Annotated in this window: 13 protein-coding genes and 2 tRNA genes; 6 read left to right on the plus strand and 9 right to left on the minus strand. The window is 55.1% G+C overall.

Going from position 1 to position 15,622, the window contains the following annotated elements; translation table 11 throughout:
- Positions 1–82: 82 nt before the first annotated feature.
- The 4 genes from HEQ34_RS06620 to petA all read right to left on the minus strand — a co-directional run bounded on the left by HEQ34_RS06620 (position 83) and on the right by petA (position 3,136).
- Positions 83–156 (minus strand) — tRNA-Gly (locus HEQ34_RS06620).
- A 119-nt stretch (positions 157–275) separates the two neighbouring features.
- Positions 276–1,139, minus strand: coding sequence for a cytochrome c1 (locus tag HEQ34_RS06625; RefSeq protein ID WP_296198972.1), 864 nt, complete (start codon positions 1,137–1,139; stop codon positions 276–278).
- 18 nt (positions 1,140–1,157) lie between these two features.
- Positions 1,158–2,453, minus strand: a complete 1,296-nt coding sequence (locus HEQ34_RS06630) for a cytochrome b/b6 (protein WP_296198974.1) — start codon at positions 2,451–2,453, stop codon at positions 1,158–1,160.
- 14 nt (positions 2,454–2,467) lie between these two features.
- On the minus strand, positions 2,468–3,136 hold the full coding sequence (gene petA, locus HEQ34_RS06635; RefSeq protein ID WP_296198976.1) for a ubiquinol-cytochrome c reductase iron-sulfur subunit: 669 nt from the start codon (positions 3,134–3,136) through the stop codon (positions 2,468–2,470).
- 284 nt (positions 3,137–3,420) lie between these two features.
- Here petA and HEQ34_RS06640 point away from each other — a divergent pair, with 284 nt between their 5' ends.
- Entirely contained in the window at positions 3,421–4,794 is a 1,374-nt protein-coding gene (locus HEQ34_RS06640; RefSeq protein ID WP_296198978.1) for a class II 3-deoxy-7-phosphoheptulonate synthase, read from the plus strand.
- Between the two features lie 40 nt (positions 4,795–4,834).
- Here HEQ34_RS06640 and HEQ34_RS06645 read toward each other — a convergent pair whose 3' ends face one another.
- The 3 genes from HEQ34_RS06645 to HEQ34_RS06655 form a co-directional block, all read right to left on the minus strand.
- The gene (locus tag HEQ34_RS06645; RefSeq protein WP_296198980.1) at positions 4,835–5,521 is read right to left on the minus strand and encodes a response regulator transcription factor; all 687 of its coding nucleotides are present in this window, start codon (positions 5,519–5,521) and stop codon (positions 4,835–4,837) included.
- Positions 5,522–5,941: 420 nt separating this feature from the next.
- Positions 5,942–6,016: transfer RNA gene (locus HEQ34_RS06650), tRNA-Gln, on the minus strand.
- 62 nt (positions 6,017–6,078) lie between these two features.
- Entirely contained in the window at positions 6,079–7,167 is a 1,089-nt protein-coding gene (locus HEQ34_RS06655) for a branched-chain amino acid aminotransferase (protein ID WP_296199165.1), read from the minus strand.
- Positions 7,168–7,227: 60 nt separating this feature from the next.
- Here HEQ34_RS06655 and HEQ34_RS06660 point away from each other — a divergent pair, with 60 nt between their 5' ends.
- The 4 genes from HEQ34_RS06660 (at position 7,228) to HEQ34_RS06675 (ending at position 10,190) form a co-directional block, all read left to right on the plus strand.
- Positions 7,228–7,737 carry a MarR family winged helix-turn-helix transcriptional regulator gene (locus tag HEQ34_RS06660; protein ID WP_296198982.1) on the plus strand — a complete coding sequence of 170 codons (510 nt, stop codon included), beginning with the start codon at positions 7,228–7,230 and terminating at the stop codon, positions 7,735–7,737.
- Positions 7,737–8,051 (plus strand): phosphoribosyl-ATP diphosphatase, encoded by a 315-nt coding sequence (locus HEQ34_RS06665; RefSeq protein WP_296198984.1) that lies wholly within the window; start codon positions 7,737–7,739, stop codon positions 8,049–8,051. The genes HEQ34_RS06660 and HEQ34_RS06665 overlap by 1 nt, the downstream gene beginning before the upstream one ends.
- Before the next feature lie 193 nt (positions 8,052–8,244).
- The gene (locus tag HEQ34_RS06670; protein ID WP_296198985.1) at positions 8,245–8,622 is read left to right on the plus strand and encodes a histidine triad nucleotide-binding protein; all 378 of its coding nucleotides are present in this window, start codon (positions 8,245–8,247) and stop codon (positions 8,620–8,622) included.
- Between the two features lie 65 nt (positions 8,623–8,687).
- Entirely contained in the window at positions 8,688–10,190 is a 1,503-nt protein-coding gene (locus HEQ34_RS06675) for an amino acid permease (protein ID WP_296198987.1), read from the plus strand.
- Positions 10,191–10,245: 55 nt separating this feature from the next.
- Here HEQ34_RS06675 and HEQ34_RS06680 read toward each other — a convergent pair whose 3' ends face one another.
- Positions 10,246–11,499 carry a multidrug effflux MFS transporter gene (locus HEQ34_RS06680; protein ID WP_296198988.1) on the minus strand — a complete coding sequence of 418 codons (1,254 nt, stop codon included), beginning with the start codon at positions 11,497–11,499 and terminating at the stop codon, positions 10,246–10,248.
- Positions 11,500–11,619: 120 nt separating this feature from the next.
- Complete coding sequence (gene radC, locus HEQ34_RS06685; protein WP_296198990.1) at positions 11,620–12,315, minus strand: DNA repair protein RadC; 696 nt, start codon at positions 12,313–12,315, stop codon at positions 11,620–11,622.
- 110 nt (positions 12,316–12,425) lie between these two features.
- On the opposite strand from radC, the gene HEQ34_RS06690 reads away from it, so the two are divergent.
- Positions 12,426–15,599, plus strand: coding sequence for a YdbH domain-containing protein (locus tag HEQ34_RS06690; RefSeq protein ID WP_296198992.1), 3,174 nt, complete (start codon positions 12,426–12,428; stop codon positions 15,597–15,599).
- Positions 15,600–15,622: the final 23 nt, after the last annotated feature.

Here is a 15,622-nt window from a genome sequence, read left to right on the forward strand (position 1 = left end):
ACTTATAGGGTCCGATTAGCGCGCAACATATGGCACAGGCAACCGTGCGTATCGGCATAATGAGCTTGTAAGGCAAGAAAATTGGAGCGGGTAAGGGGAATCGAACCCCTCTAGCTAGCTTGGAAGGCTAGTGCATTACCACTATGCTATACCCGCGACGGACCAATTGGCCGTTTGGAGCGCCGCTATTGCCATTATCCGGCCACAGCGTCAACGTCCTCATTGAAAAAGAAAGGGCCGCAAAAGCGGCCCCTTCCAAAATCGGTTTCACCCTATCAATGCTTTTTGTCTGCCCAGATAGTTTTGTAGGACATCCACGCAAGCACGGTGAAGATGATCAGGAAGCCGAGCGCCGCCCAACCTGCGCTCTTGCGGTTTTCCATCTTTGGCTCTGCTGTCCATGCCAAGAATGCAGAAACGTCTCTCGCCATCTGCTCTTTGGTGGCCTTCGTGCCATCATCATAGGTAACCTGATCATCACCCACAATCGGGCTGGCCATAGCGATGTTCAGATTTGCAAACCATGGGTTGAAGTGCAGGCCAGGAGGTGTTGCCGCGTCAGGGAATTCCTTCAGCAGCTCTTTGCCTTCTGTATTCTTATAACCCGCTTGATCGCGGTAGCCCATCAACAATGAATATACATAGGCCGTGCCATCGGCGCGCGCCTTGGTGATCAGCGAAAGATCGGGCGGAAGCGCATTATTGTTGGCCGCACGTGCGGCAGTTTCGTTCGCAAATGGCGAAGGAATTTTATCGGCAGGAATGGCAGGGCGCGAGGCCGGCTCACCCGTTTCAGGGTTGATGCTCGGCACTTCGGTTTTCCAAGCCTTGGCAAGTGCCTTCACCTGGTCTTCATTGTAACCCAATGCCGCGAAATCACGGAAGGCGACAAGTTTTAGGCTGTGGCACGCCGCGCATACTTCGGAATATACCTTCAATCCACGCTGTAGCTGGCCACGGTCATACTTGCCGAACGGACCGTCATGCGCAAAGCTGACGGCAAGTGGCGTTTCGTGAAACTCATACTCAGCCGAGGGCTGTGCAGGTTCCTGAATGGCCTTGATAACCGTATCCCCAAGGCCAATCAAAAGCATGCCGCTGAAAAACAGGCCTACTAAAAAAGCAACTAAACGAACCATGATACTGCTTTCCCTGTTTTACGCAGCCGCTGTTTCAAGCGGTTTGCCGGTGACGGCTTCGGTGATTGAATTAGGCAGCGGGAGCGGCCGTTCAATGCGTGAGACTATCGGCAAGATGATCAAGAAGTGGGCGAAATAATATGCCGCTGCAATCTGGCTGAGCACGACCCACTGTGTGTACGGAGGCTTACCACCGCAATAGGTCAGGACAATCAAGCTCGGGATCAAGCCAAACCAGAAGAACTTACGGAACAACGGGCGATAGTGACCCGAACGTACTGGTGATGTGTCCAGCCAAGGCAGGAAGAACAACAGCAAGATCGAACCAAACATCGCCAAAACGCCCATCAGCTTGGCCGGAACGATGATGATACCTGTGAACGGAATACCAAAATCGACGGTGAACGCCTTCAAAATCGCGTAGAAGGGTAAGAAATACCATTCAGGCACGATGTGCGCTGGCGTCGAAAGCGGGTTAGCCGGAATATAGTTATCTGGGTGACCCAACATATTTGGTGCAAAGAATGTCACTGCAACAAAGAAGATCAAGAAGATGCCAAGCCCGAAGCCGTCCTTTGCGGTGTAATAGGGGTGGAACGGGACTGTGTCCTGTTCGCCCTTGATGCTAACACCCGTCGGGTTCGATGATCCTGGAATGTGCAATGCCCAAATGTGCAGGATGATGACGCCAGCAATAACGAATGGCATCAGATAGTGCAGCGAGAAGAAGCGGTTCAGAGCCGCTTGGTCTGGCGCAAAGCCGCCGAGGAGCCATTGACGCAATGGTTCACCTACCAACGGAATCGCCGAGAAGAAGCCAGTGATAACCTGCGCCCCCCAGAAGCTCATTTGGCCCCATGGAAGCACATAGCCCATGAACGCAGTAGCCATCATCAAAAGGAAGATAGTGACGCCCAGCAGCCAGATCATTTCACGCGGCGCTTTATACGATCCGTAGAAAAGTCCCCGGAAAATGTGAATGTAGACGACGATGAAGAAGAAGCTGGCGCCGTTCATATGCGCATAACGCAAGAACCAGCCGGCGTTTACGTCGCGCATGATGTGCTCAACGCTGTTGAATGCGCCGTCGATGCTTGCATAATAATGCATGGCAAGGACGATGCCGGTTACAATCTGGATAACCAAAGCGACGCCCGCAAGGACACCGAAGTTCCAGAAATAATTCAGGTTACGTGGCACGGGATAACCTGCGCCGACTGCGTTATAAACCAGACGCGGCAAGGGCAGGCGTTCATCGACCCACTTACTTACTGTGCCTTGCGGCTTATACTCTTGTGCCCAAGGGAAGCTCATTACGTTCTAGCTCCTCAACCGATTTTAACGACTGTGTCAGAAATGAATGCGAATTCCGGAACGACGAGGTTTGTCGGGGCTGGGCCCTTCCGGATACGTGCGGCGGTGTCATAATGCGAACCATGGCAAGGGCAGAAATAGCCGCCATATTCACCTTTAACTTCGCCAGCGGCGGCACCCAAAGGCACGCAGCCCAAATGGGTGCAAACGCCAAGCGTGATGAGCCAGTTTTCCTTGCCCGGTTTCGTACGGTCGGCAAGCGTCTGCGGATCGCGCAATGCACCGACATCGACCTTGTTAGCCGCTTCGATTTCAGCAGGCGTGAGGTTGCGGATAAATACAGGCTGTTTGCGCCAGCTGATCTTGACCGCCATGCCGGGGTCAATTTCAGAGGTGTCGTAATCGATAGAGGCCAAGGCCCGCACGTCAGCGCTTGCGCTCATCTGCGATATGATCGGCATTGCAACGGCGGCAGCGCCTACGCCAGCGAAGCTAACGGTTGCGATGTGGATGAAGTCGCGGCGGCGAACGCCTGGCGCCTGATCGTTGTTGTCATCGCGCAGGTCTTCCGCAGGAATATTGCCCGACGTCGTACTATCCGCATTCAAAGCGGCTGCAACGGCGGTTTTTGGCGCTTTTACCGGTTTTTCCCCGGTGCCATTTGTTTTTTTGACTGTCGACATAATCTGCCCTTTTTGCGTCGCGGAACTGGACCCCGCAATACCGACGAAATCTTTTCACTCCGGCCGCGTCCACCAAAATGGCGCACGGCAGGGGCGATTCAGCGGCCACATAGACGTCTTTCCAATCAATTGCCAACAGGCAATTTGGGTACCAATGTAGCAAACGACGCCAGCTTGGTTGCATTTTGCGAAACCAGCGGAAATTAGGCGCTAACACTTGCTACCGACAACATGTTACGCCTAAAGGGCGCAAATTTTATTCGATTATTGTTGGAGTATGACCCATGGCGACGAATTGGACGCCTGAAAGCTGGAGAGACGCAACGGGCATTCACATGCCTGTTTACAAGGATGCTGCCGCGTTGTCGGCCACCGAAAACACGCTGCGTAATTATCCGCCGCTGGTTTTTGCAGGCGAAGCGCGAAACCTTACTACCGATCTTGCGAAAGTAGCGGAAGGTAAGGCGTTTCTGCTTCAAGGCGGCGACTGCGCCGAAAGCTTTGCCGAATTTCATCCGAATAACATCCGCGATACTTTCCGCGTGATCTTGCAAATGGCGGTCGTGCTGACCTTCGCGGGCAAGTTACCTGTGGTCAAACTTGGGCGCATGGCGGGACAATTTGCCAAGCCGCGCTCGACACCAACCGAAACAATAAACGGCGTTGAGCTGCCAAGCTATTTCGGGGACATCATCAATGATATTGAATTTGTTGCCGAGGGACGTGAGCCAGACCCGGCGCGTATGATCCGCGCCTATAGCCAGGCGGCATCAACATTGAACCTGCTGCGCGCCTTTTCCAGCGGTGGTTACGCCAATCTGCAGCAGGTCAACGCCTGGACGCATGATTATATGGGCCGTTCGCCATGGGCACAGAAATATAAAGAAACCGCAGATCGTATCAGCGAGGCGCTGGCCTTTATGGAAGCGTGCGGCATTACGCCCGAGACAGTGCCGCAAATTAAGGGAACGAGCTTTTACACCAGCCATGAAGCCTTGTTGCTGCCTTATGAGCAAGCGATGACTCGTCAGGACAGCCTGACCGGCGGCTGGTATGATACGTCAGCGCATTTCTTGTGGATTGGTGATCGGACGCGGTTCGAGGGGTCGGCCCATGTCGAATTTTTGCGCGGTATCGGCAACCCCATTGGCGTGAAATGTGGCCCAAGCCTTGAACCCGATGCATTGTTGCGGATGCTCGATACGCTGAACCCAGCGCGTGAGGCAGGGCGGATCACTTTGATCTCGCGTTACGGCTATGACAAGGTAGAAACTGGGCTCCCGAATTTGGTGCGCGCCGTGCAACGTGAAGGACATCCCGTCATCTGGTCCTGTGACCCGATGCATGGCAACGTCGTCAAATCAGCTAGCGGATATAAAACGCGCCCGTTTGAACGTATCTTAGCTGAAGTGCGCGGCTTCTTTGCTGTGCACCGCGCCGAGGGAAGCTTTGGCGGCGGTATCCATATCGAAATGACGGGGCAGAATGTCACCGAGTGTACTGGCGGGGCAGTTGCCGTGACTGATGAAGGTCTGGCAGATCGGTATCACACACATTGCGACCCACGCCTGAACGCGGCGCAGTCGCTTGAACTGGCGTTTCTTTTGGCCGAAATGCTGAATCAGGAAATGGCGGAGCGCGCGAAAAAGGCCGCCTAAAGCGGCCTTTTTGTAACGCTCCCGTTTTACTGCTTACTTCTTAATGCGCAGATTCAAGACGGTATCCGTACCCGAAAACCGTGGAAATCCGGAAGCCGTTTTCGGGACGCAAAGCCAACTTCGCCCGCACCCTCGAAATGTGCATGTCTAACGTGCGTGTCGCGAGCGATGCCGTCGTCCGCCAAATGGTTTGCATAATATAATGCCGCGACAAGGTCCGGTCTGTGTTTTTGAAAAACATTTCCGCCAATTCAAATTCCTTGGCGGTCAAAACGACGGTCTGTCCATGGATTGTAACGCTCTGCTCGAGCCGGTCCATTTTGTAGGCGCCGTATATGACTTCAGTATCAAATGCGCCCCCTGCCGCATTGCCGCGCAGCAAAGCGTTGATCCGTGCAGCAATAACATTACGGCTTTCTGGCTTAGTGATGTAATCCTCAGCGCCGGCATGTAAGGCTTCTGTAATATCGCGCTTGGCAGACCGTTTCGCCATCATGATAACCGGAGGTCGTGTGGACAAAGACTTATTCATCCAAGCAAGCAGGGACATATTGTCCCCGGCGCGAACATTCCAATCCAAGATGACGAGGTCAAATACTTCCCGCGACAAAATCTCCGTAAAACTATTCTTGTCGGTGCAACCGACGGCAACATATCCTAAGTCTTCGACTATCTGTTTAAGATAATCGACAACATCCACGCCATAGTCGGCAATAAACACTTTCATCCCAGCACCACCCCTCAGTAGCCCGCCGGTATCACGGCGATGGGATGTATCTAACGATATATTACTAAGTTACTAGATAGTGTAAAAAGTTTTACAAAAATTTACACAATTTTACAAAAATTCTGGAAGTGTTAGGGTCAGGACCTATTAAATCCACCTTCGCGGTTTGAGGCCATACTGTTCAGTGCGAGGCGGCAAGCGCAGGACTTAGTGGGTCTAAGTCTAGCTTTGTCAACGTGGCAATGGACAGTATGGGTCAAATCCGAAGGACGCCAAAATGGCTTCGATCTCGAAACAAAATGCCCTTGCAGGCAGAATGACTGCCTGCGGCGGACATTTTCCTTCGATATCTTTGCCATTTTGACGCCGCGAAGGTGGATTTAATAGGTCCTGACCCTAGATGCGCAGTATGTGCATAAATGGCTGGGGCGGCAGGGATCGAACCTGCGAATGGCGGCATCAAAAGCCGCTGCCTTACCGCTTGGCGACGCCCCAGCAAGCCAGTAATCTGGCCAAGTCGGGCGGCTTATATCGCGGGAATCTTATTGCGCAACTTCTTAATCAATGCGCTGCACCCAGCCATGGGCATCTGCGGCAATTCCGCGTTGGATATCCACAAGTTTTGACCGGATTTGCTGGGTCATCTGCCCCGCACCGCCTGCGCCGATGGTAAAACTGCCCTTTGCGGACTGCACTTTTCCAACTGGCGTGACGACCGCAGCCGTTCCGCAGGCGAAGGTTTCGACCAAGCGCCCCGATTCCGCATCGGCCCGCCATTGGTCGATGGCGTAGCGTTCCTCACGCACGTTCAACCCTTGCGCGCGCGCCAAAGTCATCACGGAATCGCGGGTGATGCCTTCCAATATTGTACCGTCGGCTGGCGGTGTGATTATCGACCCGTCATCGAACAGGAAAAACAGGTTCATGCCGCCCAGTTCCTCCACCCAGCGATGTTCGGCTGCGTCGAGAAACACGACTTGGTCGCAACCTTGCTTAATGGCTTCGGATTGTGCGACGAGGCTGGCGGCATAATTGCCCCCGCATTTTGCCGCGCCCGTGCCGCCGGGTGCCGCGCGCGTATATTGTTCGGATACCCAGATCGAAATTGCGGGCGCGCCGCTTTTGAAATAATTGCCTGCCGCAGACGCAATGACCATGAACAGATATTCTGCGGATGGCTTCACGCCCAGAAACACTTCGCTCGCGATCATGAATGGGCGCAGATAAATGGAGCCGCCGTCAACAGGTGGAAACCAGTCCTTATCGACATCAACCAATTGCTTGCATGCTTGCAGGAACATCTCTTCGGGCAATTCAGGCATGGCCAAGCGCTTTGCCGAGCGTTGAAAACGGCGGGCATTTTGTTCGGGGCGGAACAAGGCCATCCCGCCGTCGGCAAGGCGATAGGCCTTAAGCCCTTCAAAAATCTCTTGCGCATAATGTAAAACGGCTGTCGCAGGGTCGAGCGTCAGCGGACCGCGTGGCCCGACCTTTGCGTCATGCCAGCCCTTGTCGTCCGAATACCGAATCGTCACCATATGGTCGGTGAACACCCGGCCAAAAGCGGGGTCGACCAGCCGAGCCGCGCGTTCGGTAGGATCAACAGGATTCGGGTTTGCCTCAAAAGGAAATGCGCCAGCGTTCATCGATGCTCTCATTCATTAGGGTCTTGCACTGTCCTATGGGCTAGGCCAAGATACGTCAATATGGCTGTCCCATCTTCTATGTCTGTCACCCCGACCGCGTCACCTTTGTTCCTTCGTGAAAATGAAGTGCGGCGCGGGGTTGAGCTTTTGTTCTTTGGATATACGCGGCTTACCCGCGCAATTGACGAAGGGCTGGCGGAACATGGCCTTGGCCGCGCGCACCATCGGGCGCTATATTTCATTGCGCGCCAGCCCGACCTGCCGATCAGCGCGTTACTTAAAATCCTCGCTATCACTAAACAATCGCTTGGCCGCGTCCTTACCGATTTGGGGGACAGGGGGCTTGTGGAAACGCGTGTGGGGAATGTCGACCGGCGTCAGAAACTCTTGCGACTCACGCCCGAGGGCATTCAGTTCGAAGCGCAATTGTTTGATGCGTTGCGTAACAGCCTGGCGTCCGCTTATGCTGCGGCGGGTCAGGAATCCGTCACAGGCTTTTGGCGCGTCCTCGAAGGCTTGATCCCTGCTGAGGACAAGGCCATGGTCGTCGCCTTACAGAAAGATATTTGATGCGCGATACACTCATACGGCTCGAACACACCATTGCCCAGCGCGCGGACGCCGCCCCTGACAGCAGCTATGTCGCATCTTTATTCGCCAAAGGCCGCGGCAAAATCGCGCAAAAGGTGGGCGAAGAAGCGACTGAGACAATTATCGCAGCGCTGTCGGGCGATGCACAGCATGTGACGGCGGAAGCGGCGGACCTTATTTTTCACTTAATGATTTTGCTGCGTGATGTGGGCGTATCGCTGGACGATGTTCTCGCTGAACTGGACCGCAGGGAAGGCGTGTCCGGCTTGGTCGAGAAAGCAGCGCGGACATAAGCTAGGGTCAGGACCACTTAAATGCACCTTCGCGGCGTCAAGACGTCCTTCGGATTGACCCATATTGTCCATTGCCGCGTTGGCAAGCTTGGACTTAGAACCACTAAGCCCTGCGCTTGCCGCCTTGCACTGAACAGTATGGCCTCAAACCGCGAAGGTGGATTTAAGTGGTCCTGACCCTAAGGAGTGAGACATGCCGATTGATCCGACTTTGGAATATGACGACCAGAATATCTTCGCGAAAATCCTGCGTGGCGAGATACCGTGCCGCAAGGTGTTTGAGGATGAATGGGCCCTGGCCTTTGACGACATCAACCCGCAAGCACCCGTCCATGTGCTGGTGATTCCCAAAGGTCGCTATGTCAGTTGGGACGATTTCAGCGCCAAAGCCAGCGACGCGGAAATAGCCGGATTTGTCCGCGCCGTCGGCCAACTTTCGCGCGAATTGGGGCTGTTGGAACCCGGATATCGCTTGCTCGCCAACATCGGAATGGACGCGCATCAGGAAGTTCCGCACCTGCATGTCCATATTTTTGGTGGAAAACCGCTCGGACCCATGCTTATGCGGTGAAATTATGTTGCGCTGACGCACGGAGTGTTTAGGTCAACGTTAGAGTTTTTTTTGGGGAGACGAATATGATATTCGGGCGCGTAAAGCCGCTTGATGCGATCTTGGCTACGGCTGAGAAGAAATCGCTCACGCGAACGCTGGGGGCTTTTCAGCTTACCATGCTAGGCATCGGTGCCATCATTGGCACCGGCATTTTTGTTTTAACGGCTGAGGCTGCAAATAAAGCTGGCCCGGCTATGATGGTCAGTTTTGTCATTGCCGCAGTGGTTTGCGGACTTGCAGCGTTGTGCTATTCCGAATTGGCATCGATGGTGCCGGTTTCGGGGTCTGCATATACGTATAGCTACGCTACTTTTGGCGAAATCATTGCATGGATTGTCGGCTGGGCGCTTGTACTTGAATATGCCATCGCAGCTTCTGCTGTGTCGGTTGGCTGGTCCGGATATATGGTTGGGCTGGTCGAAAACATCTTTGCGATAGAGGTCGGCAATAACTTTGTTGCTGGGCCATTCGACGCGAACCCTGGCATTATCAATGTTCCCGCTATGCTCATCGCTTTATTGTGCATGGCGTTATTGTTGATTGGAACCAAAGAAAGTGCGCGCTTTAACGCGATCTTGGTAGCCATCAAGGTAGCGGCCCTCATACTCTTTTTGGTGTTGGCACTGCCCGCAATGAACGCAGAAAACTTCCAGCCATTTAGCCCGAACGGTTTTTTTGCGAAGGAAGTGGTCGATCCGATTACGAATAACATGGTCACAGTCGGCGTTGCGGCTGCGGCAGCCTCTATTTTCTTCGCCTATGTTGGTTTCGACGCCGTTTCGACAGCAGCAGAAGAAACAATCAATCCGCAGCGGAATATCCCGATCGGCTTGATCGGTTCGCTGGCGATTTGCACCATCATCTACATGCTGGTTGCAGCTGGTGCTACGGGCGCTGTTGGGGCGCAACCGGGTGGTGAGCTGTCACAATCGAAAGAAGCTTTGGCCTTCGTGCTCAACGAAATTGGTCACGGCTGGGCAGGAAAGCTCGTCGCTATTTCAGCCGCCATTGCATTGCCCTCGGTTATCTTGATGATGATGTTTGGCCAAACCCGCATCTTTTTTGTGATGGCGCGTGACGGCTTGCTGCCGGACGTTTTTTCCAAACTTCATCCCAAGTTCGGAACGCCGCATGTCGTAACTATGTGCACGGGTGTATTCGTGGCATTGTTTGCGGCGCTTTTCCCTGTGGGCAAGTTGGCCGACATTTCAAACTCTGGCACCTTGTTCGCATTCTTCACCGTTGCGGTGGGTGTCATGATTTTGCGCCGCACAAACCCTGATCGCAAACGGCCGTTTCGTACACCCGTATACTTTTTGGTGTGCCCATTGGCCGCAGCAGGTTGCGTATTCCTGTTTTTCCAACTTTCGGGATATACGGAGCTTATGTTCCTTGGATGGACGTTGATTGGGCTGGTCGTTTATTTCCTATACAGCCGCCGCCGGAGCCATGTCGGCCAAGGGTTGTTTGAAGTCCATGAACTGGACAGCGATTTGCCGCCCACTTCGGTACCGCCAATTTCGTAAATGGGTTGCCAAATAACAATAGGACAGGGGCGCTTCGGTGCCCCTTTTCTTTGCCTTAATTGCGCGGGGTGACGGGCAGGGGCAATGTGGTTCCAGGCCGGGTAAACAGCTTCCCCTTTTCACACCACAACACAAGGCCAAGTGCGACCAGCCCGCAGCACAGGAAACCTAGCGCCACCGGATATACCGTGCCGTCAAACTGCTGCCCGATAAATGCACCAAGCGATGCCGCAAGCGCCGTGCGCACGAAGGTCTGAAATGACGAGGCCGCACCTGCGACATGGCCAAAGGGGGTCATCGCAATCGACGAGAAGTTGGAGCCGATGAAACCGATCATCGCCATGTTACCGGTCAGCAATATCAGGAAGATCGGCAAGGACGTTGGTGCATAACGCGCCGCAAGCAGTTGCAACGCGCCCAATGCGATAAAGGTTAACAAAGCGGTCTGCGACACACGGCGCGCGCCAAAGCGTTCAACGATGCGCGAATTGGTGAAGTTGGACACCGCGATACCAATGGCGATGATCGCAAAGCCAATGGTGAAGAAATCCGCAGCGTTGAACACCTTGTCAAACATCTGCTGCGAACTGTTGAGATAGCCGAACAAAGCGCCCTGCGTGACGCCAGCGCCAATCATATAGCCCGCAGCGTTGCGGTTGAGGACAACAATCTTCCACGCCTTAGCGAGCGCCTTGGGCTGAATAGGAATGACATTTTCGGGTGCCAATGTTTCGGGCAAGCGCAGATAAACCCAGATAGCGGCGGCGACGGCCATGACCGCCATCAGGTCAAAAATCACCCGCCAGCCCGCGAAAAGCAACACCAACTGGCCAATTGTCGGCGCAATAATTGGCACGATCATAAAGATGAGGAAGATGGTCGACATGCGCCGCGCCATGGCGTCGCCTTCAAACTGGTCCCTGATGACCGAAATCACGAGAACGCCCATGGCTGCCGCCAAAAGCCCATGGATAAAGCGCATGACAAGCATGATTTCAAAATCAGGCGCAAAGGAACAGGCCAGCGAAGCTATCGCCGAACCCATAACTGCAATCAACAATATCGGCTTTCGCCCATAACGGTCGGACAATGGACCGTAAATGAGCGCACCGATTCCCGTGCCAGCCAGAAAGGTCGAGATGATATATTGAATCTGGTTCGGCTCGGCGAGGCTAAGGCCGCGCACCATAGCGGGGAAGGCGGGCAACATCGTGTCAATGGCCAACGCATTGAGCGCCATAAGCGACGACATCATAACGGTCAGCTCACGCGGACCAATGGATTTCTTAACGGGAGTAGGGGATGGCATTTTGTCGCTATGCGGGAGCGGCCGCCATTTTGCCACCCCTAGGGTCAGGACCACTTAAATCCACCTTCGCGGTTTGAGGCCATTTTGACGCCGCGATGGTGGATTTAAGTGGTCCTGACCCTAAATAAGCCCCGAGCTGCGCATGCTGCTGAAACCGTTTTTGCCAATGATGATGTGGTCGTGCACGGCTATACCAAACTTCTTGCCCGCATCCGCAATATCGCGCGTCATCGCGATATCTTGCCGGCTGGGGGCGCTGTCCCCGCTGGGATGGTTGTGCACAAGAATAATCGCTGCCGCGCCAAGGTCCATCGCGCGGCGTATAACTTCGCGGGTGTAAATGGCGGCTTGGTCGACGGAACCCTCGCTCGCCACTTCATCGCGGATCAGCATGTTTTTGCTGTTCAGATACAGCGTGCGCACGCGCTCAATCGTCAGATGCGCCATATCGGCGCGCAGATAATCGAGCAAAGATTGCCACGACGACAGGATCGGCAGTTCGCGCACGGGTTCGCTGAGCAGGCGAAGCGCCGCCACTTGGACTATCTTCAACGCCGCAACGCTGGTTTCGCCCATCCATTTTTCTTGCAAAATACTGTCGGCGTCTGCGGTCAGCAAGGCCGATAGGCTGCCGTAACGGTGAATCAAATCCTTCGCGATCTGCTTGGTATCTCGGCGTGGAATGGCGAGCGCGAGGAGATATTCGATCAATTCATGATCGTGCAGGCTCTCGCCATTTTTCTCCAACAAACGCTTACGCAAACGCGCGCGGTGGCCCGTGCCATGATGTTCCGTCTTGTCCGCAATATCTGTCATCACGTCTATCCTGTTGTGATATAGTTCTTTTCTGTTATTTTTGCGTCGGACGCAAGTCGCATCATGCAAATGGCGTTGCAACCAGTCGGCCTTTCCCGCATTTGAGTGGCATGCAGGATGCTGCCGACGAAACACCGACGGGCGATGTCGATGTGCAACCCGATAGAGGCGCACAGTGGAAGCGGCGCATTTTCGGCGGCGTCGGCATCTTGCTTGCGCTGTTGTTGCTGTTCGCATGGGCCCAGCGCAACACTATCGCCGACCGTTTTGTGCAAAATGCGTTTGCAGAGCGGGGTATCAAAGCAAGCTACAAAATTGACACGATCGGTTTGCGCACCCAGCGTATCCGCAACCTTGTTATCGGCGATCCGGCACGCCCCGACCTGACCGCAAAGCTGGTCGAAATCAATGTGGCCCTGAACTTCGCCGGGGCAACTGTGCGCGACGTGCATGCGGACGGCGTCATTCTGCGCGGACGTTATGCCGATGGCACATTGTCCTTCGGTGAACTCGACAAATTCCGCGACCCTAAGTCCGCCGAGCCGTTTGAGTGGCCCGATATCGCGGTAACCATCAAAAACGCCCGCGCGCGGATTGATACACCATGGGGTGTTATCGGTGCTAGCCTCAATGGCAGCGGCCTGCTGCGGAACCGTTTTGCTGGTGATCTGTCGCTACGCGCACCGGTTGTGAAGGCGGCGGGATGCAGCGCGGCGGACATGAAATTTGATGGCAAGCTGCTGCTCGAATGGCGTGAGCCACGTTTAATCGGGCCAATGACGTCCACCAAAGCAACATGCAGCGAAGCGGGCATCGCGCTCGTCGCGCCGCGTTTTGAGGCCAATCTCAAGCTGTCTGAACGCCTTGATGCTTGGGACGGCACTTTCGCTTATGCGGCAGATGCGCTCAGAATATCGCAAGTTCAGTTGCGGGGCATATCCGGCAAGCTGTCGGTTGATGGCAAATTGGCACGCACCAATTTCGACTTTGCCATGGTTAAGGGTTCATTGCGTTCCGCCCCTCTGTCGGCGCGCCGGTTGGCTTTGGCGGCTAAAGGAACGGCGGGTCTCATAGACGGCGATATGGCTTTGTCTGCCCGTGGCGATGCCTCCATCACCGGCGGCGCATTTGATCGCGGCACAATCACGGGCCTTCGTGACCTGGCCGCACAAACGAAGGACACACCAGTTGGCCCCATAATCGCGCGTATGGCACCCGTGCTCGAACGCGCTGGCGATCAATTTTCCGCCAGCCTCGATTTTGATAGCTATCAGGATTTTCAGGGTCGGCGTGGGACAAGCATCGCGGACCTTGCGTTCACCAGTGCATCAGGTGTGCGTGTGCGACAAAATGGCTCTTTTGGCGTGACGGGAACCGCGACCGGATGGCGACTGGATGCGCCTGCGCAATTGGCGCTGTCCGGACCCAATGTGCCCGCTACCACCCTTTCGCTCGCGCAATCGGGTCAGAACTGGTCCGGCAATCTGGTTATTGCGCCTTATGCCTCTGGCGGGGCGAAGCTTACAGTGCCCAAACTTGCCTTTAATGGTGTCCCCAATGGCGCATGGCGCTTTGCCGGACAGGCGCGGATGTCTGGGCCGTTGCCGGGTGGATTCGTCACTGGCCTGAACATCCCGATATCGGGTCGTTATAATGCTGGGGCTTTCACCTTGTATGACAGCTGCCAGAATGTCCGATTTGACGCGTTGAGCATGTCGAGCCTTATGTTACGCGGCCAATCGCTCCGGCTTTGCCCTGATGCTGGCCGCCCGATGCTCGCCTTGCGCCAAGGTAAACTTCGCTTTGCCACCAAACTTGCAGGCTTCAACGCTTTGGGCACGCTTGGTGGCGCACCCCTCGCTGCGCGCGGCAGCAATGTCCGCTTCAGCCTTGCCGATGGTTTTGCAGCCAAAGATGTGGTCGTCGAGCTCGGCCAACCGGACGCGCGCTCTGTTTTCAACATCGCCAGCCTTGATGGCAGATTTGACCAAGGCGGCGCTTACGGTGTGCTTACGGGCGGCGCGGGGCAGATTGGCAACGTGCCGTTGCTGATTGACGCGGCGTCGGGCGAATGGCGCTACCTTGCCGGGACTCTCACCCTCAACGCGCGGCTGAATGTGTTGGATGCGGATCAGGTTGACCGGTTCATGCCCATGCTGGTGCCCGATATGCTGCTGTCGCTGGAAAACAGCATCATTACCGCGGCCGGCCATTTGGTTGAACCCACAACTGGCACCCGCGTGTCGGATGTCGATATCCGCCATGACTTCAGCAATAGCAACGGACGCGCCTTGCTCGCGGTGGATGACCTGCGCTTCCATGAAGGCTTTCAACCCGACCTGCTCACGGCGCTTGTCTTGGGCGTCGCCGCCAATGTCGATGGCAGCGTCTCGGGCGATGGCCGTATCGAATGGGACACAGATGGGGTGCGCAGCACTGGCCGCGTGTCCACGCGCGATATGAACTTGGCCGCCGCCTTCGGCCCGGTTGAGGGGCTGACGACCGAAATCGTGTTTTCCGACCTTTTGGGCCTCGAAACCGCATCGGGCCAAATCGCGATGCTTGGGTCGGTTAACCCAGGCATAACCGCGCTAGGCGGAACGGTCAGCTACCGATTGCTGCCCAATCGGCAGGTCGCGATTGAATCGGGTCGCTGGCCATTTGCGGGCGGAGAATTGGTGCTTGAGCCAACTGTCCTCGATTTCGGGGTTGAGTCCGAACGCCGCCTGACCTTCCGCGCCATTGGCGTTGATGCGGAAAAGCTGCTGGCTGGATATGATTTCCAGAATCTGCGCGTCACCGGCGTGTTTGACGGGACCTTGCCCATGGTTTTCAACCAAGATGGCGGCCGGATTGTCGGCGGCGCTCTGGTGTCGCGTGCTGGCGGCGGGGAGGTCAGCTATCTCGGTGAACTTGCCTATGAAGATATGGGTATGTTCGCCAACTATGCCTTTAACGCCTTGCGCTCTATACGCTATTCCAGTTTGACCATTGACGTGGAGGGCGACCTTGGCGGGGAAATCGTGACCGATATAAGCTTTACGGGTGTGCAACAGGGCGCATTGGCAAAACGCAACTTCATCACGCGGCAACTGGCGCGTATACCAATCAAATTCAACGTCAGTGTGACTGCGGAATTCATGAAGCTCATTGGCTCTATCCGTGGGCTTTATGACGCCAACTATGCGGCGGACCGCGATCTGAAATCTTTGCTCGACGCGCAGAGAAAGCAGAACGCGAAAACGGAGTCCGCAGAAACTAAAGAAAAACCAACACATGAATGAACCATTCAGCATAGGGAAAGCGA

Source organism: Sphingorhabdus sp. (genome assembly GCF_023910635.1).
Classification (GTDB): domain Bacteria; phylum Pseudomonadota; class Alphaproteobacteria; order Sphingomonadales; family Sphingomonadaceae; genus Sphingorhabdus_B.